This window comes from Streptomyces sp. NPDC001157 (assembly GCF_053598255.1).
In genome coordinates this window covers 145,925-164,173 of sequence record NZ_JBSFJW010000001.1, presented here as the reverse complement: position 1 = coordinate 164,173, position 18,249 = coordinate 145,925, and the positions used below count along the sequence as shown (strand labels likewise).

Here is an 18,249-nt window from a genome sequence, read left to right as displayed (position 1 = left end):
CGGTCAGGGGTTTGAGACAGGGGTGCGGCCGCGGGCAAGTCCGCGCAGCCACACCTCCGCCGCGATCGTGGAGTAGAGGATCGCGTCGGAGAGCCCCCGGGTGGCGGGACGACGGGCGAGGCGGCGCAGCTCTGCGCCGTCCACCAGGCCCAGTTCCGCCAGCCGTGAGTCCTCCCACAGGGCCAGCAGGTCGGCGCGGTGTTCACGCAGTCCGTTGGAGGCGTCCATGGAGGCCGTGGCCTTGTTGCTGCGTTGCAGGCACTCCTCGGGCACGATCCCGCGCATCGCGGCGCTCAGGACGGGCTTGTACCGCCAGGGCGTGACGCGCTCGCCGGGACGTACGGCGAGGCACGCCTCGATGACGCGGTCGTCGAGGAAGGGAGAGGCCATCGGGAGGCCGGCGCGGGCCGCCATCCGGTCCCACTGCCGGATGATGCGCGTGCACGAGCGGATCTGCTCCAGGTCGGTGTGCAGTCCACGGTCCGGATGCAGCGGGGAGGCCGTCGCCGCGGCATCGAGCAGGGCCCGGCGGGCCATCCGCTCGGCCTCGGGAGTCACCCAGTCGAACAGACGCGGGGCCATGCCCCAGCCGAGCCCCGTTGCGACGGACGGAGGCAGCGGTCCCCGCAGGCCACCGGCGGCGTCGGCGAGCCACTTCCCGTACGGGCGGAAGTCGGCGAGAGCGCGCGCTGTGCCGCCGAGCGGCCATTGCCACAGCGCCCGGAAGCCGCGCAGCTGGCGCAGGGCGAACAGCGGACGGGTGCGCAGCAGCCGGTGGTAGTACGCCTCGGAGCACCATGCCACGTGGTCGCCGCCGATGCCGGTCAGATGCAGCCGGCTGCCGCGTGCGGCGAGCGGGGGCAGGTGGTGCAGGACCCGGGAGCGGTCCATGACACCGATGGTGGGTTCGTCGAGGAGGTCGTCGATGCCGAGCAGGTCCTCGTAGACCAGCGGTGAGGCGTCGGCGTCCCAGACCACGTGCTCGACGTCCGGCAGGTACTCCATCGCCCGCTTCGCCCAGGACAGGTCGGTGTCCGCCGGATCGCGTCCCGGCCAGGTACTGGCCACCACGCGGGCGGGGGAGCGGTCGGCCAGGAAGCAGACGGAGGTGGAGTCCAGGCCCCCGGACAGGTCGCAGCTCACCACGCCGCCCTGACGGGTACGCGCGCCGACGGCCTCCTGAAGTGCCGTCCGGATCAGGGGCGCCGCTTCGGCGAGCGGCCGGACCGGTTCGGGCGGTGTCCACCACCGGGTGTGCCGTACGGTGCGCCCGTCCGCGGCGACGATCACGGCGTCCTGCGGCGGAACGGCGGTGACCGCACGCCACATCGACGTCTCGAACAGCGGGTACGGGGCGGGCCACAGCAGCCTTACGGCCAGCTCCTCCACGTCGGGTTCCAGGCCCAGGACGGCGGCCAGAGTGTCGGCGCGGGTCGCGGCCACTCGCCCGCCGTCGATCTCCGCGTGGAAGACGAGTCGCAGTCCGGAGGCGGTGCCTTGCACCCTGATCTGTCCGTCGAGGGCGCCGACGAGGTGGAAACTGCCGGGGAGGGATCGGGCCAGTGCGTCGAGCTCCGTGAGATCACGCAACCGGGCGGCGCGGCGCCGCAGTTCGTCGACGTCGATCGGGCAGCAGCCGACGACGGCGAGGGAGGCGTCGCCGGCGCTCGCCGTGACGATCTCGTCGTCCTGCCAGTGGCCGACCAGCCAGGGCCGGCCCGACGCATGCGCGAGGGTCCGGCTTCCGGGGCGGGCGAAGGAGCGGGCCACGGCGGCCGCGTCCGCACGGTCGGTGAAGACCGCGAAGTGCGCGTCGCCGGGGCCCGTCCCCGCACTTTCGTGCAGTTCAGTCATGACGTCGGGTCAAGGACCGTCGGTCGTCAGTTCTTGCTCAGGATCAGCCGGTCGTTGCCGGAGCTCTGAAGGAGCCCCGTCTCCTTCCGGAAGGTACCGAGCCGGACGAGCGTCGGTGCCTCGTATGCCTTCTTCATGACTACTCCTCACGTGCAGGTTGCCGGCCACCTCCCTGACCGGCGGCCCAGAGGACCGTCGGTCGGGCCGAGGTTCATCGGGAACCCCGCCCAGGAAGCGGACGCAGCACATAGCTAGCTGCAGAGCGTGAGATCGAGACAAGAGCCCTTGCGAAGGTCGGATAATAAGCAAATTTCGAACGCTCTGGGTTGTGCGCCCGCGCTCGCCTTGGTTGTCATCGGGGCGGCATTGCTGTGTGCCCCGGGTGTACGCATGCGCGAATGAACGTTTTGACTTGTGTCCCGGCAAGTGCTCGCCGCATCTGCCGGGACGTGCCCGACGGCGGTCACAGGTGGGCGCCGCCGGGGCGCGTTCCCTGCGCTCGATGTGCACCCCTTCGAGTCCTCGTCATCGGGCTTGATCGCGCCAATACCCACGAGACCGCTGCCCGTTGGCTCGCGTGAGGTACTTGACCCGGGCGCGCACGCCGAGTCGGCGTCAGGAGCCGCCGGGTTCCGGCTCGTGGAGGGTGATCGCCCCGGAGGGGCAGACGCCGGCGGCCATCCGTGCGGCGGCGCGGTGGGCGGTCGTCGGCTCGGTGTGCAGCAGGAGCACACGGCCGTCGTCGGGGTCCTGGTCGAAGACTTCGGGCGCGGTCAGGGCGCACATTCCCGCGCCGATGCAGCGCTCACGGTCGATGCGCAGGTGCGTCGTCGTCATGGCTACGCCCTGTCCCAGGTGACCGGGAGGCTCTTCACGCCGTAGATGTCCGCGCTCTCCGGGCGCAGGACGACTTCCTCAGCCGGTACGGCCAGGCGCAGGGTGGGGAAGCGGTCGACCAGCGCGCGGAACGCGACCCGCATCTCGACCCGGGCCAACTGCTGCCCCAGGCACTGGTGGATGCCGTGGCTGAAGGCCAGGTGCCCGCCGGCGTCCTGCCTTTGCAGGTCGAGCACATGGGGGTCGGCGAAGCGCTCGGGGTCGCGGTTGGCGGTGTTGTACGACAGGACGACCGTCGTCCCGGCCTCGATGGTCTGGCCGCCCAGTTCGATGTCCTCGAGGGCCGTCCTCATGAACGTCTTGGCGACGCTCAGATAGCGCAGCAGCTCCTCCACGGCCGCGTCGGTGAGCGCGGGGTCGGCGCGCAGCGCGGCCAGTTGCGCCGGGTTCTGCAGCAGGGCGAAGGTGCCGAGGGAGAGCATGTTGGCGGTGGTGTCGAATCCGGCGGCCAGCAGGATCAGGCTGATCCCCTGCAGCTCCTGGTCGGTCAGATCGCTGTCGGTGAGTTCGCTGAGCACGTCGTCGGTGGGGTTCGCCCGCTTGGCGGCCACCAGCTTCGCGAGGTACTCCTGCGTCGCCGTGTAGGCCGCTATCAGCTCCTCGTCGCCGGTCTCCCCTCCCATGAACGTGTCGATCTGCTCCTGGAAGGAATCCCGGTCCTGGTACGGCACCCCCAGCAGCTCACAGATCACGATGGTGGGGATGGGCTTGGCGAACGCGGTCACCAGGTCCGTCGGCGGCCCCGCCTTCTCCATGGCGTCCAGGCAGTCGGCGGTGATCTGCTCGATGCGCTCGGTGAGCAGACGCATCCGACGTACCGTGAACCTGCCCACCAGCGGCTTGCGATAGCGCCCGTGCTGCGGCTCGTCCATGAGGAGGAACTCGCCGGGCGGCGCCGGAGGAACCTCGAAGTCGCCCACGTTCAGCAGTTCCTTGCGCGAGCTGAACCGCGGGTCGGCCAGCACGGACCTGACCAGGTCGTATCCGGTGATCAGCCAGCCAGGTTTCCCCCCGACATGAGTGAAGCGGCTGATGGGGCCGTGCCGACGGGCGTCGAGTAACTCGGTCGGCGGGTCGAAGGGGCAGCCGGACCGACGGGTCGTCGGCAGCGTCGGGACCGTGTGGAGGGACTCGCTCATCGCTATTCCTCATCTCGACGAGACATGACGTGTTTGGCGCTCCCGAAAGCTACGTTGCATTCGGAATATCGTCAATCTCGATTGAGGCAACAACCCAGGTGAAAGGCGGTAAATTGATGCAATGACGCTGCCCTCAAATGCAACGTTGCGTTGCAATGAAGCAGTGGAGGAGACAGCCTCCGTCGAGGGTGGCCTCAGCCCAGCCCGACCTGCAGCTCCGCCCACCTGCTCGTCCCGCCCGAGTGCACGTGGACGCCGCACCGGGTCGACAGTGCGGTGACGATGCCCAGGCCTCGGCCGTGCTCGTCCGGGTCGGCGGTGGACGTGGACAGTCCCGCCGATCCCACCGGCCCCCTGTCGGTCACCTCCACGCGTACCGCTCGGCACCTGTCCACCTCGCTGTGCGAGAGGCTCAGCGTCGCCGGGGGCAGGGCGTGGACGATGGCGTTGGTGAGCAGCTCCGAGGCCACCAGCAGTACGTCCTCGGTGATGTCCCCGGCCAGGTTCCAGTCGGTGAGGATCTGCCGTATGTGGTGGCGTACGGCCGAGACGGCCCCCGGGGCGTGCGGCAGCGGAAGGACGTGTTCGGCTTCCCCGCGGGGCGCGGCGTCGAGCTGCGCTGCTGTCATGTTTCCTCCTTGGGGAAGCGTGGGGGCGGCAGGCCGGGCGTGACTGATGCACGCTAAGGAGGGAAATTCCGTCGGTCAATGAACATGGGTCGGCATTACCGAACGACAGTCCCCAAACCGGAAGAACTCGGACTACCATCGCTTCATGGCCGGCCCAGTCCAGTCCATAGAGCGAGCGGCGGCGATCCTGCGCCTGCTCGCCGGCGGATCCCGTCGGATGGGGCTCGGTGAGGTGGCGTCGTCGCTGGGTCTGGCCAAGGGCACCGCCCACGGCATCCTGCGCACCCTGCAACACGTGGACTTCGTGGAGCAGGACCCGGCGACCGGAAAGTACCAGCTCGGGGCGGCTCTGCTGCACCTCGGCACCAGTTATCTCGACGTGAACGAACTGCGGTCGCGCTCCATCAACTGGGCCGACGCCCTGGCCGCCCGCAGCGGCGAGGCCGTACGCCTGGGCACGCCCCTGGAGGGCAGGGTGCTCGTCATCCACCATGTCTTCCGGCCGGACGACACCCTCCAGACCCTCGACGTCGGCGCACTGCTGCCCTTGCACGCCTCCTCGCTCGGCAAGGTCCTGCTGGCCTTCGGAGTCACGCCCGTCGATGTCCTGCTGGAGGAGGCACCGGAGCCGTACACCCGGCACACGCTGGTCCACCCGGAGGAGATCAACCGCGCTCTGGCCGAGATACGGGATCTGGGCTGGGGCGCCGAGGTGCAGGAAATGAGCATGGGGGAAGCCGGTATCGCCGCGCCGATCCGGGGGCAGGGCGGTCTGGTGGTGGGCGCGATCGGGGTGTCCGGCGCCGTCGAGCGGATCTGCGACACCAAAGGCCGGCCTCAGCCGGCCCTGATCACCGTGCTGCGGGAGGCGGCACGTGCGATCTCCAGAGACCTGGGCGCGGCCCGCTGGTAGGTCCCCAGCACCTCCGCGACACATCGGAAGGCAGGGCCGATCATGGTTGAGCGGTATGTGATGTCCATCGACCAGGGCACCACCTCCACGCGATGCATCCTGTTCGACCACAGCGGACGGCTGGTGTCGGTCGCCCAGCGGGAGCACCAGCAGTTCTTCCCGCGGCCGGGCTGGGTCGAGCACGACGCCGTCGAGATCTGGCGCAATCTCCAGCGCGTCGTCCCCGAGGCTCTCTCGAACGCCGGAGTCGATGCCGGACAGATCTCGGCCATCGGCATCGCCAACCAGCGCGAGACGACGGTCCTCTGGGACCCGCGGACCGGGGCCCCGCTGGGCAGGGCCATCGTCTGGCAGGACATGCGCACCGCCCCGCTCGTCGATGAGCTGAGGAAACAGCCCGGCGACGAGTTCTTCCTCGAACACTGCTGCCTGCCCCCTTCGACGTACTTCTCCGCCCCCCGCATCCGCTGGCTGTTCGACCACGTCGACGGGCTGGAGCAGCGCGCCCGGGACGGCGAGGTGCTGTTCGGCACCATGGAGAGCTGGCTGATCTGGAACCTCACCGGTGGCACGGACGGCGGCCTGCACATCACCGACGCCACCAACGCCAGCCGCACCATGCTCATGGACATCCGCACGCTGACCTGGGACGAAGCCCTGATGGACTTCTTCGGTGTGCCGCGTTCGATGCTGCCCGGGATCCGTCCGTCCGCGGAACGCTACGGCGAAGCCCGCTCGCTCCTCCCGGGCGTGCCCATCACGGCGGCCCTCGGCGACCAGCAGGCGGCCCTGTTCGGACAGACCTGTTTCTCGCCCGGCGAGGCGAAATGCACGTACGGGACCGGCAGTTTCCTGGTGATGAACACCGGTACCGACCTCGTGCGCTCGCAGCACGGGCTGCTCACCACCATCGCCTACAAGATCGCGGACCAGCCCACGGTCTACGCCCTGGAAGGCCCGATGGCCGTCACGGGCTCGCTCGTCCAGTGGTTCCGCGACCGGCTCGGCCTGATCCACAGCGCACCCGAGATCGAGACGCTGGCACGCACCGTCGAGGACAACGGCGGCTGCTACATCGTCCCCGCGTTCTCCGGCCTGTTCGCGCCGCACTGGCGCAGCGACGCCCGGGGCGTCATCGTCGGCCTCACCTCGTACATCACCAAGGGGCATCTGGCGCGGGCCGTCCTGGAGGCCACCGGCTGGCAGACCCGCGAGGTCGTCGACGCCATGAACGCCGACTCCGCGCTCGCCCTGAAGCAGCTCAAGGTGGACGGCGGCATGACCTCCGACCATCTGCTCATGCAGATCCTGGCCGACGTGCTCGACGTTCCCGTCGTACGGCCGCTCGTCCACGAGACCGTGTCGCTCGGTGCCGCCTACGCCGCAGGGCTCGCGGTCGGCTACTGGCCGGACCTGCAGGTGCTGCGCCGCAACTGGCACATGGCCGCCCAGTGGCTGCCGGACATGGACCCGGGACGGCGGGAGTGGGAGTACGCCAGCTGGAAGCGGGCCGTCGAGCGGTCCCTGGGATGGATCCAGCCGCCGAAACGGCCGTGAGGTGCCTGCGTCAGGGCGGCGGGGGACTGGTGCTCGTCCCGCTCGGTGGCGTTGTCGGGGTCGATGGCGGGTCCGTGGGTGTGGGCGGTCCGGTCTCGGTCGGCGTGGGTGTGGGGGGCGTCGTGGTCGCCGGGGGCGTGCTCTGCGGCGGCTTGGGCGTGGTCGTGGGGGCGGGAGTCGTGGGCGGCCTGTGGGTGGGGGCCGTGGTGTGGCTCGGTGGGTTCGTGGGGTGTGGCCTGGCCTCGGTTCTCGGGGTGTGGGCCTGCGCGGGCAGCTCGAGCCGGAAGTCGTGCACCGGTCGGTTCTTCAGCGCGGCGGACATGTACGCCGTCCAGATCCGGGTCGGATAGGAGCCGCCGTTGACCCGGCTGATGCCGGCGGCGTCGCCGAGGGAGATCCGGGTGTGGTCCGTGGGCTGCTCGGCGAACATGGCCACGGATGTGGTCAGTTCGGGCGTGTAGCCGACGAACCAGGCCGAGAGGTTGTCGTCCGTCGTGCCGGTCTTTCCCGCGGCCGGCCGGCCCAGGGCGGTGGCCAGATAGCCGGTGCCCTCGGGGCTGACGACACCCTTGAGCACCGCGGTGACCTGGTCGGCCGTGGCGCGGGAGAACGCCCGGGTGGCCTCGTGACCGGGCAGGTCGTACGGCTTGTTGTCACGGGTGAGCTGTTGCACCGCCCACGGAGCGATGTGCCGGCCGTGGTGGTCGAAGGTCGCGTACGCGCCGGCCATGTCGAGCGGACTGGGCGTGGCCACACCGAGGGTCAGGGCGGGTGTGGCGCCCATGTCGGGTGTGTCGGCGGGCAGTCCGGCGGCGACGGCGGCCTTGCGGACACGGGTCAGACCGGCGTCGGCGCCCTCCTGCGCGTACACGGCGTTGACCGACTTCATCATCGCCGTACGCAGGCTGATCCGGCCGTAGTCGCGGTCGTCCTCGTTGGGCGGGCAGTAGTGGAAACCGCGCGGCAGGCCCTGCACACAGTGGCGGCTGGTGCCGTCGTACCGGGTTCGGGGGGTGATGGCGCGGCCGTCCTGGGTGGTGGCGTGGTGCTGCAGTGCGGCCGCGAGGTCGAACGGCTTGAAGGTGGAACCGACCTGGAGGTCGTGCCGGACGGCGTCGTTGTAGGGGCGGACGGCGTAGTCGGGTCCGCCGTAGGCGGCGACGATCCGTCCCGTCGACGGGTCCACGGATGCCGCGCCGACCCGGATGGACCTGGCCTGACGGGTGTCCGGCAGGTTCCGCAGGCCCTTCTTCACCGCCGTGACCAGCGCCTGCTGGTCCTTCTTCACGAAGGTGGTGGTGATCTGCCAGCCGCCCGAGCCGAGCGTGGCCTCGTCGACGATGTCGTGGTCGATCAGGTATCTGCGGGCGATGTCGATGAGGTACCCGGCCTGGCCGCCGACCCCGGGGGTGGGCCGCGGCGCCCTCGGTTCCGGGAAGGTCATTTCGGCGCGCCGGTCCTTGTCCAGGTAGCCCAGGCCGACCATGCCGTCCAGGACGTAGTTCCAGCGGGCGACGGCCGCCGCCCTGAGGGCCGGGGTCGCCGTGGAGACGTCGTAGCTGCTGGGTGCCTTGAGCAGCGCGGCGAGGTAGGCGCTCTGAGGAACGCTGAGCTGGGAGGCGCGGATGCCGTAGTAGGCCTGGGCGGCGGCACGGATGCCGTAGGCGTTGCGGCCGAAGTAACTGGTGTTCAGGTACCCGGCCATGACCGAGTCCTTGCTCTGCGTCTCGTTGACCTTGATCGCGATGATGGCCTCTCTGACCTTGCGGTCGAGGGTCTGCTCACGGGTGAGGTAGTAGTTCCGCACGTACTGCTGGGTGATGGTGGAACCGCCCTGCAGCCCTCTGCCGGTGACGGTGCTCCATGCCGCGCGCAGGATGCCGCGGGCGTCCACGCCCTGGTTGGAGTAGAACGTCCGGTCCTCCGCGGCGACCACGGCGTGCTGCATGCTGACGGAGATCTCCGACAGCGGCAGCGATTCGCGGTTGACCGCGCCCGTGCGGCCGATCTCGGTGCCGTCGGCGTAGTAGTAGACGTTGCTCTGGCTCACCGCCGCGGCGTTGGGGTCGGGGACCTGGACGGTCACGTACAGCGCGAAGAACGCCGCGACCACGAGCAGGATCATGGTGAGCAGGCCGCTGAGAACCATGCGCCAGGTGGGGAACATCCTGCGCCACCAGGGCATCGCCTCACGTGCCGCCTTGCGCAGCAGACGGGCGCGCCGACGGGTCTGCCGTGCACTGCGCAGTTGCCTGCGCCAGGCGGCAACCGGTCTCCCAGCGGACTCGCCGTCCCCCTTGTTCATACCTGCGCCGTTCTTCGGGCCGGCAGGGTCGGGGGGTGCGCCTCGGGGCGCGTACCGGACGCGGCGCGCCGCTCCGAAGTGCCGTAAATACCACTAATGGAATAGCATTTTCCCCTTTATGGCTGAACCATGCCGGTGCCGGGTGGTTTGTGCGACCGCCTGTCCGCGGGATGGGTCGGGTCCTCGACCCATGCCCGGCAGGACGAACGGGTCCACAGTCCGGGGGGAGTTGGCCGCCTCCGGCTGCCTTACGGAGTCATGGCCTCGTACCGCACCGTTCTTGGCGGCGATCTGCATACCGTGGCCCGGGTGGCGCTCGACCTGCGCCTCGGTCAGTGCCGCGCCGTCGGCCGCCCTGTCCAGCTCCTCCTCGAAGGCGAGCAGGTACGCGCGGGTGGCGGCGATGGCGGAGGCGTCGGCGGGCGCGCCCGGCAGGCGGTGGCCGGGGACCACCAACTGCGGGTCGAGGGCGGCCATCTCGTCGAGGAGATCGATCCAGGCGGCGCGGTCGCCGGGGGTGGGGGTGTCGGCGACCCGGACGTGCTCCTGCTGGAAGAGCAGGACGCCGCCGAGGAGGGTGGCGACGAACTTCGCCTCGGGGAAGGCGACGGCCTCGCACCGAAGTGGAAGTCCGGGCCGGGCCCCACTCCGCCTTTGGGTCGTCTGCCGCATTGATAGTTTAGGAATCACATACCCGTTAGTTTGTGAGGGGTGCGCGGCCGGAAAGGCATGGAATTACTCGCCGCCGACGATTCCGCTTACCTTTTCGCCAGGTCCAGACGCGCCCTCGATCTATACCGGTTCCAAGTTTGGGTTTCGTTATTATTTCGTGGCCGGGGCGCGGTCCTGGGTGATGGACCTCACATCCTTCTGCCGCCCGGCGGGTGATGGTGAAGAGGGTGCTGTCGGGCCGGGGTGAACCGGGCGCTCCATATGCCATAAGGGGCGATGAAAGCAGGCGACGAATCCGACATTTCCTCAATTGTCGCCAGGTCCGGGTGACCTTCTGGTGAACATTCCATGAAGTGGCTCACGTTTGCTCAAGGTGTCATTGCCGCGGTGGCCGCCTCTTGTGCACCGTACCGGTAAGTCGTCGGTCGGCCGGGAATTCCGGGGTGTCTCCGAGGATCCGAATTACCCAACCTTTGCTTGACCGCCCTATGTGAAGTGCCTTAGAAGTTAACCGCTTACCCTCGCCGGGTCGTTCCGGTTCGTTCGACATGGTGGGGGACACGTCAACATCTGGGTGCGCGGCGAGGTTTGGGGGGCTGCACCACCACAGTTTGGAGCGTCCATGAGCAGTGTCTGTTCCCCTGCGGTGCCCATCGTGGCTGACGCGCACCACCCGGCCGACGCGGGCAGGACGATATGACCGCCCGCACGGCAGAGGTGAACCCGGTGAGGGAGCGGCGCGAGGTGATCGGCGTGGCCGTGCACGCCGGTGACCCCGTCACCGGCGAGGGTGCCGTCGCCTGTCTGCGCTCCATGCCCGGGATCACGTTGCTCCCGCCGGAGCGAAGATGCGAGGCCGACGTCCTGCTGGTGACGGTCCACGAGACCACTGAGGAGGTCGTCCGCTGGATGGAACGTTCCGCCTCGGAGTCGACCAACCCTGAGATGCGCATCGTGCTCGTCGCCGAGACCATCGGCGAACACCATCTGATGCGGGCTGTCAGCAGCGGCTTGGTGAGCTTCTTGCCGCGCGAGGAGGCCGACCGGGACCGGGTGGTCAAGGCCATCCGGGACTGCAGCAGGGACCGGGCCGTCGTCCCCGAGAAGATGGTCGGATGGCTGCTTGAGCAGGTCCGGACGATCCAGCGCACCGTGCTGGTGCCGCAGGGCCTGACCGTCGGCGGTCTCCAGGAGAGGGAGGTCGAGGTCCTGAGGCTGCTCGCCGACGGCCTGGACACCGTGGAGATCGCGCAGCAGCTCAACTACTCGGAACGGACCATCAAGAACATCGTCAGCGGCATGCTGACGCGGTTGAACCTGCGCAACCGCTCGCACGCGGTCGCCTATGCGATGCGGTGCGGGGCGCTGTGAGCTGTTGGGAGCGCTCCCGCGGGCTGTCCGGTGGAGGACGACGATGACGAACACGGTGGCGGTGAAGCGCGGATCGCGCGCGACCGGGCCCGAGATGCCCGAGGGCGAGATCGAGCTCGCCGAGCCGCCTGTGCTCGGCGAGCCGGCGAGTGCCGACTTCGGGTCCGCCCTGGCCTTCCTCCCCATGGGACTGGGCTCGGCGGTCATGGCCGTGGGGCTCTCCATGGGCCACGGTTCGCCCACCACGTACATGATGTCCGGGATGATGGGCATCTCCATGATCGCCATGAGCCTGACCCAGCTCGGGCAGTCCGGCAAGGAACGCAAACGCCGGATGCGGGCCGAGCGTCGGGACTACCTGCGCTATCTCGCCCAACTGCGCAAGCAGGCCAGGGATGCGGCGGCCGAGCAGCGGGCCGCGGTCCGCTGGGACCATCCGGAACCCCAGGACCTGTGGTCCCTGGCGATGGGTCCCCGGCTGTGGGAGCGCCGCGCCAGCCATGACGACTTCGCCCGGGTCCGGGTCGGGCTCGGCTCACGGCGCGCCGCGCTGCGCTTCGTACCCCCCGAGACCAAGCCCGTCGAGGACCTCGAACCCCTCACGGCGATCTCGCTGCGCAGGTTCATCAAGGCCCACCAGACGGTCGAGGGCATGGCCGTCCCCGTCTCACTGCGCAGCTTCAGCAGCGTCGAGTTCGCCGGGGACGGCACCGCCGCCTACGGCATGGTCCGGGCGATCCTCTGCCAGCTGGCCGTCTTCCACTCGCCGGACGAACTGCGGATAGCCGTACTCACCGACGAGCGCAGGCGGGCGGACTGGGACTGGGTGAAGTGGCTGCCGCACAACGCGCACCCGCGCGAGGGCGACGCGGCCGGTGCGTTGCGGCTCGTCGCCACCGACCACGACGCACTCATGGAGCTCCTCGGCCAGGACGTCAGCGACCGCCCCGACCACGACAAGTCGGAGGCCCCCAGCACGTCCGAGCCGTTCGTGGTGATCGTCGCCGTGGGGGAGCGGATCCCACCCGGGTCCAGGCTGCTCGGCGCCGGACTGCGCAATGTCGTCCTGCTGGACCTGACCGGCGCCATGACCGGTGGCCCCAAGGTGCTGCGGCTGACCGCCGAGAAGGGCCGGGTGAGCTTCCCCTCCGGTGACTCGACCGCGTCCGCGCGGGCCGACGAGCTGAGCCCGGCCGCGGCCGAGCGCCTGGCCAGATACCTGGCGCCGATGCGCACCAGCGGGATCGTGGACCTGGTCGACGAACCCTTCGAGAACGACTTCGACCTGACCGCCCTGCTCGGCATCCGCGACCCGCGGGCATTCGACGTCACCGGCCAGTGGCGGCCGCGCACCCCTCAGCACGCCCGGCTGCGGGTGCCCCTCGGAGTGACCGAGGACGGCGAGGTCGTCGAGCTGGACTTCAAGGAGTCCGCCCAGAGCGGCATGGGGCCACACGGCCTGCTGATCGGCGCCACCGGGTCCGGCAAGAGCGAACTCCTGCGCACGCTGGTCCTCGGCCTGTGCGCGACCCACTCCTCCGAGATCCTCAATCTCGTCCTGGTCGACTTCAAGGGCGGCGCCACCTTCCTCAACATGGAGAAGCTGCCGCACACCTCCGCCGTCATCACCAACCTGGCCGACGAGCTGCCGCTGGTCGACCGGATGCGCGACTCGCTCCAGGGTGAGGTGATCCGCCGCCAGGAACTGCTCCGCGAGGCCGGCTACGCCAACCTCTTCGACTACGAGAAGGCCCGGCTCGGCGGCGCCCGGCTCGCCCCGATGCCCTCGCTGCTCCTCATCGTCGACGAGTTCTCCGAACTGCTCTCCAGCAAGCCGGAGTTCATCGAGCTGTTCGTGATGATCGGACGCGTCGGGCGAAGCCTCGGCGTGCACCTGCTGCTCGCCTCGCAGCGCCTCGACGAAGGCAGCATCCACAAGGTCGCCGGCCACCTGTCCTACCGGATCGCCCTGCGCACCTTCTCCTCCATGGAGTCGCGCAGCGTGATCGGCATCACGGGAGCCTACGAGCTGCCCTCGGCGCCCGGCCACGGCTATCTCAAGGTCGACACCACCAACCTGGTGCGGTTCAAGGCCGCTTACGTCTCCGGACCCTGTCCGCAGCCGCAGACCCACTCCTCCACGGGCGATGGTCCCAGCGGACCGGCCGCCGAGATCGTCCCGTTCGGGCTGGAGCAGCGGCCGCCGCTGCCGGCCGGCCAGGACGCCGCCGACATGGCGGCCGGCGCACCGGAACCGGACGGACCGGACCACGACGAGGAGCAGTCCGAGAGCTCCGAGAGCCTGCTCGACATCATGATCGACCGGCTCACCGACGCCGGCCCGCCCGCCCGCCAGGTGTGGCTGCCGCCGCTGGACGAGTCGCCGAGCCTGGACCAGTTGCTGCCGGGCATCGTGCCCGACCCGGTGCGCGGAATGAGCGCGAGCGACTACCCGGCGCTCGGTGCCCTGAAAGTACCGCTCGGCATGGTGGACCGCCCCTACGAGCAGGCACGCGAACTGCTGGTCGCCGACCTCTCCGGAGCCGACGGACACGTCGGCATCGCGGGAGCCCCGCAGACCGGCAAGTCCACCCTGCTGCGCAGCCTGATCCTCTCCCTCGCCCTGACGCACACCCCGGAAGAGGTCCAGTTCTACTGTCTGGACTTCGGCGGCGGCGGCCTCGTCTCCATCGCGGGCCTGCCGCACGTCGGCTCGGTCGCCACCCGCCTCGAACGCGACCGGGTACTGCGCACCGTCGAGGAGATGACCCAGGTACTGGAGACGCGCGAGGAGCTCTTCACCAGCATGGGACTGGAGTCGATGTCCGCATACCGCGCACTGCGCAGGAGCGGGCAGATCGACGACCCGTACGGCGACGTCTTCTTCGTGGTCGACGGGTGGTCCACCCTCCGGCAGGACTTCGACGAACTGGAGGACCGTGTCGCCGACCTGGCCGCCCGCGGCCTCTCCTTCGGCGTGCACGTGGTCGCCTCGGCGGTCCGCTGGTCGGAGATCCGCCCCAAGCAGCGCGACCTGATGGGAACCAAGCTCGAACTCCGCCTCGGCGACAGCATGGAGTCCGAGGTCGGCACACGTCAGGCCGCCGGAGTGCCCCCCCGCCCCGGCCGCGGTCTCACCAGCTCGGGCCACCACTTCCTGTCCACGCTGCCCCGCCTCGACGGCTCGTCGGCCATCGAGGACCTCACCACCGCGACCAAGTCCGCGGCGGCGGAGATCGAGACGTTCTGGACCGGCCGCTCGGCCCCCGGCGTCCGGCTGCTGCCCACCAGCCTTCCGGTCGACCAACTGCCGCCGCCGGACGGCGACCTGCGTGCCTGCCTGGGCTGGGACGAGAAGCGCCTGCAGCCCGTATGGCACGACTTCGAGAAGCTGCCGCACCTGATGGCCTTCGGCGACGACGCCACCGGCAAGACCAACGCGCTGCGCCTGGTCGCCAAGGCGGTCACCGCCCGCTACACCCCCGCCGAGGCACGCATCCTGCTCGCCGACCCCGGACGGCAGCTCCTGCGGGACGTCCCCGAGGAATACCGCGTCGGCTACGCCGTGGGCACCGAGGCACTGGCGGAACTGGCGGGCAGCGCGGCGGTGTCGGTGAGCGGCCGGGTGCCCGGCCCCGACATCGCCCCCGAGCGGCTGGCGCAGCGCGACTGGTGGCAGGGGCCGCGGCTGTTCATGCTCATCGACGACTACGACCTGTTCGCCACCGGCAGTGCCATGGACAACCCGATGTCGTCCATGGTGCCGCTGCTGTCCCAGGCGGCCAACATCGGACTGCACATCGTCGTCGCGCGCAGCACCTCCGGAGCGATGCGCGCCATGATGGACCCGCTGCTGCGCCGGATGTGGGAACTGGGAACCCCGGCGCTGCTCTTCTCCTACCCCAAGGAGGAGGGCAAGTTCATCGGCGAGGCCAAGCCGCGCACCCTGCCCCCCGGCCGCGCCCAGATCGTCACCCGGCGCGGGGTCGGGCTGCTCCAGACCGGACTGGCGGCACCGTCATGAACCGGACCGGCGGCACCGTCATGAACCGGACCGGCGTCCCCGTCATGAACCGGCCCTCCGGGCCCCCCGCACCTCGCACACGGCGCCCGCGCACCGCATCGCTGTTTCCCCGTCCTTGCACCGCAGGAGAATCATGAGCACCGCCGCGTCGTCCCCCACTCGTACCGGGCCCTGGGGGACCGCCGACGTCTGCAGGCTGACCATCAGCGCGGCCAAGGGCCGCACCGACCTCGCGGTCCCCCTCTCCGCCACGGTCGGCAGCATCCTGCCCGTGGTGCTGAAGCGGGCCGTCAGCGAGGAGGAACTCGGCGGCAGCTGGGCGCTCCAGCGGCTCGGCGAGGCCGCGCTCGACCTGGACGGCACCCCGGACTCCCTCGGCCTGCGCGACGGCGACATCCTGTACCTGCGGCCGAAGGACGCCCTTCTGTCGGAGCTGCAGTTCGACGACGTGGCCGACGGGGTCGCCACCACGATCAACGCCCGACGCGACCGCTGGCGACCGGAGCTGACCCGGCTGCTCTGCCTCCTGCTGGCCTGTCTGACACTGGCGTCCCTCGCCGCCCTGGTCGTCGCCGCCCGCCCGCACCTGCTGACCGGGCTCACCTGCGGTGTGCTCGCCCTGGGACTGGTCGTCGGCTGCGCCATGGTCACCAAGACGCTCCAGGACCGTGCCACAGGGACCATCACCGGCCTCGGGGCATGCCTGTTCGCCGCGTTGGCCGGACTGTCCGTGGCGGCCGGCCCGGCCGGGCTGCTGGTACCGGGACGACTCGACGGGCTGGTCACCGCCGCGCTGACCGGAGTGGCGGCCGCCGCGGTCCTGGCCACCGGCAGGGTGCCGATCGCGGTGTTCGGCCCCCTGCTCATGCTGGCCGGCACGGTCGAGATCGGGTCGTTCCTGTCGATCGTCCTGGCGTGGGACGCCACGCAGGTCGCCGCGGTCCTCGCAGCGGCCATGTTCGCCGTGTCCCCGGTCCTGCCGCGACTGGCGCTGTTCGCGGCCAGACTGCGCGTGGTGGCGCTCCCGCACAACTCCGAGGAGCTCCAGCAGGGCATCGACCCGCTGCCGGAGGCCCTGGTCACCCGCCGGGTCGCGGTCGCGGACGGCTACCTCGGTGTCTACTCCCTCTCCGCCGCCGGTGTCCTCACGGTGGCCTTCGCGCTGCTGGTGCAGGTCCCGCACTGGTCGGGCCCGCTGTTCGCCGGCGTGTTCAGCGCGGCGGTGCTGCTGCGCGCACGCGGCGTGGGCAACGCGGTGCAGCGCATCGCGCTGGTGGTCGCCGGCGGGCTGGGGGCGATCCTGGTCGTGCTGTCCTTCGCGCTCCATGCCTCCCCGCCGGCACGGGCCGCCGCCATGCTCGGGCTGTGCGCCGCCGCCGCGCTGCTGCTGACGGGTGCCTCGCGACTGCCCGGAGCGAGGCTGCGGCCCATCTGGGGGCGGCTCGGCGAAATCCTCGAGGGCCTCACGGCCCTCGCCCTCATCCCGCTGCTGCTGCAGGTCCTGGACGCGTACGCGTACTTCCGCTCGCTGGCCGGCTGAGGGGGCTGCGGTGCAGAATCGACGCGATCACGTCCAGGCACACCGTTTCGCCGTCGGCCGGCTCGTGTCGGCGCTGGTGGCCGGTGACCCCGGCCCGGTCGAGGTCCCCATGCGACGCGGGAGCCTCGGCATGCAGTTCGGCGCGCTGGTCGCGGCCCTGCTCGCCGCGGGCTTCGCGGTCTACGGCCTGATCAGCCCGAAGGAGAGCACGGCCTGGCGCAGTCCCGGGGCGATCGTCATCGAGCAGGAGACCGGCAACCGGTACCTCTACATCGACGAGCAGCTCTACCCCATGGCCAACTACGCCTCCGCGTTGCTGGCCGCCGGGAACGGCGGCAAGACCGTCTCCGTCGCACGGGCATCCCTCGCGGACGTCCGGCGCGGCCCGCAGCTCGGCATCCTCGGCGCACCCGACGACGTGCCGGGCGCCGCCGACCTGCTCTCCGGAGACCGCGCGGTGTGCCTGCCGCCCGGCAGCGCGCACACCCTGGTGGACCTGGCCCCCGCCGGCCGCGCCACGCCCGTCCCGGGCAACCGGCGGATCCTGCTCTCCGGGCCGGATCGCACCACGTACATCCTGTGGAACGGCCGGACGCTCAAGCTGCGCTCCCGTGGCGAACTGGTCGCGCTCGGCCTGATGGCCCAGCCGACCGTCCCGGTCTCCTCGGCGTGGCTGGCCCGACTGCCGTCCGGCGGGACGCTGAGCGCTCCGCACATCCCCGGGGCGGGTTCCCGGGGCCGGTCGGTGGCCGGCCGGTCCGCGAAGGTGGGGCAGCTGTTCCAGACCACGGCCGCCGGCGCCCAGGAGATGTACGTGCTGCGGTCCGACGGCCTCGCCCCGGTCAACCGCACCGAGTTCGCCCTGCTCAGCGCCGTACCCGGCACCAGCACGCCGAGGCAGGTGAGCGCGGCCGACATCGCGGCGGCCCCGCTCTCGCGGGATCGCTCCCTGCTGACCGCCGTGCCCGACCTCCTGTCGAGGCCGGCTTTCGATCCCGGCGACTCGGCCCTGTGCGTGCTGCAGAAGGCCGACAGCTCCACCGGCGGCTCGGTCGTCACCGAGCCCGTCGCCGGTTCACGGCCCTCCGGTCTGTACGTGCCCCCGGCCAAGGGCCTGCTCGTCACGGCACGGTCCGCGCAGACGGCGTCCGACCCGGCCTCGCGGATCTTCCTGGTCACCGACAGCGGCGAGAAGTACCCGCTCGCCGACAGCAACGCGCTCACGGCGCTCGGATACGGCCAGGCCAAGGTGCGGACCCTGCCCGGGCAACTGCTCGACCTGGCCCCCACCGGCCCGACGCTGGACACCAACAAGGCCCGGGCCGCCGTCACGGCCCGTGCGGGCTAG

12 protein-coding genes and 1 pseudogene are annotated in these 18,249 nt (G+C 70.5%); 6 read left to right on the top strand and 7 right to left on the bottom strand.

Features of this window, described 5'->3' with window-relative positions; all coding sequences use genetic code 11:
* Positions 1–3: 3 nt before the first annotated feature.
* From ACWDAG_RS00615 to ACWDAG_RS00595, 5 genes are all read right to left on the bottom strand, one after another.
* A complete protein-coding gene (locus ACWDAG_RS00615) occupies positions 4–1,854 on the bottom strand; it encodes a lasso peptide isopeptide bond-forming cyclase (RefSeq protein ID WP_450693389.1) in 1,851 nt (616 codons plus the stop codon).
* Positions 1,855–1,880: 26 nt separating this feature from the next.
* Entirely contained in the window at positions 1,881–1,991 is a 111-nt protein-coding gene (locus ACWDAG_RS00610; RefSeq protein WP_107490514.1) for a keywimysin-related RiPP, read from the bottom strand.
* 478 nt (positions 1,992–2,469) lie between these two features.
* Positions 2,470–2,691 carry a ferredoxin gene (locus ACWDAG_RS00605; protein ID WP_450693388.1) on the bottom strand — a complete coding sequence of 74 codons (222 nt, stop codon included), beginning with the start codon at positions 2,689–2,691 and terminating at the stop codon, positions 2,470–2,472.
* Positions 2,692–2,693: 2 nt separating this feature from the next.
* Complete coding sequence (locus tag ACWDAG_RS00600) at positions 2,694–3,890, bottom strand: cytochrome P450 (RefSeq protein WP_450693387.1); 1,197 nt, start codon at positions 3,888–3,890, stop codon at positions 2,694–2,696.
* Positions 3,891–4,084: 194 nt separating this feature from the next.
* Positions 4,085–4,519 carry an ATP-binding protein gene (locus tag ACWDAG_RS00595; RefSeq protein ID WP_450693386.1) on the bottom strand — a complete coding sequence of 145 codons (435 nt, stop codon included), beginning with the start codon at positions 4,517–4,519 and terminating at the stop codon, positions 4,085–4,087.
* Between the two features lie 145 nt (positions 4,520–4,664).
* Between ACWDAG_RS00595 and ACWDAG_RS00590 the strand changes: the two genes are divergently transcribed.
* A complete protein-coding gene (locus ACWDAG_RS00590) occupies positions 4,665–5,432 on the top strand; it encodes an IclR family transcriptional regulator (protein WP_450693385.1) in 768 nt (255 codons plus the stop codon).
* Positions 5,433–5,474: 42 nt separating this feature from the next.
* Positions 5,475–6,989 (top strand): glycerol kinase GlpK, encoded by a 1,515-nt coding sequence (glpK, locus tag ACWDAG_RS00585; protein ID WP_450693384.1) that lies wholly within the window; start codon positions 5,475–5,477, stop codon positions 6,987–6,989.
* A 10-nt stretch (positions 6,990–6,999) separates the two neighbouring features.
* Here the strand turns inward: glpK and ACWDAG_RS00580 are convergent, their stop codons facing one another.
* The gene (locus tag ACWDAG_RS00580) at positions 7,000–9,294 is read right to left on the bottom strand and encodes a transglycosylase domain-containing protein (RefSeq protein WP_450693383.1); all 2,295 of its coding nucleotides are present in this window, start codon (positions 9,292–9,294) and stop codon (positions 7,000–7,002) included.
* A gap of 270 nt (positions 9,295–9,564) precedes the next feature.
* Positions 9,565–9,870: pseudogene (locus tag ACWDAG_RS00575) on the bottom strand (MBL fold metallo-hydrolase); the annotation flags it as partial.
* 792 nt (positions 9,871–10,662) lie between these two features.
* Here ACWDAG_RS00575 and ACWDAG_RS00570 point away from each other — a divergent pair.
* From ACWDAG_RS00570 to eccB, 4 genes are all read left to right on the top strand, one after another.
* Positions 10,663–11,337, top strand: coding sequence for a response regulator transcription factor (locus ACWDAG_RS00570; RefSeq protein ID WP_450693382.1), 675 nt, complete (start codon positions 10,663–10,665; stop codon positions 11,335–11,337).
* Positions 11,338–11,380: 43 nt separating this feature from the next.
* Positions 11,381–15,361 carry a type VII secretion protein EccCa gene (gene eccCa / locus ACWDAG_RS00565; protein ID WP_450693381.1) on the top strand — a complete coding sequence of 1,327 codons (3,981 nt, stop codon included), beginning with the start codon at positions 11,381–11,383 and terminating at the stop codon, positions 15,359–15,361.
* A gap of 133 nt (positions 15,362–15,494) precedes the next feature.
* Positions 15,495–16,901, top strand: a complete 1,407-nt coding sequence (gene eccD, locus ACWDAG_RS00560; RefSeq protein ID WP_450693380.1) for a type VII secretion integral membrane protein EccD — start codon at positions 15,495–15,497, stop codon at positions 16,899–16,901.
* Between the two features lie 10 nt (positions 16,902–16,911).
* Positions 16,912–18,249: a type VII secretion protein EccB gene (eccB, locus tag ACWDAG_RS00555; RefSeq protein ID WP_450693379.1), complete on the top strand. Its 1,338-nt coding sequence runs from the start codon at positions 16,912–16,914 to the stop codon at positions 18,247–18,249.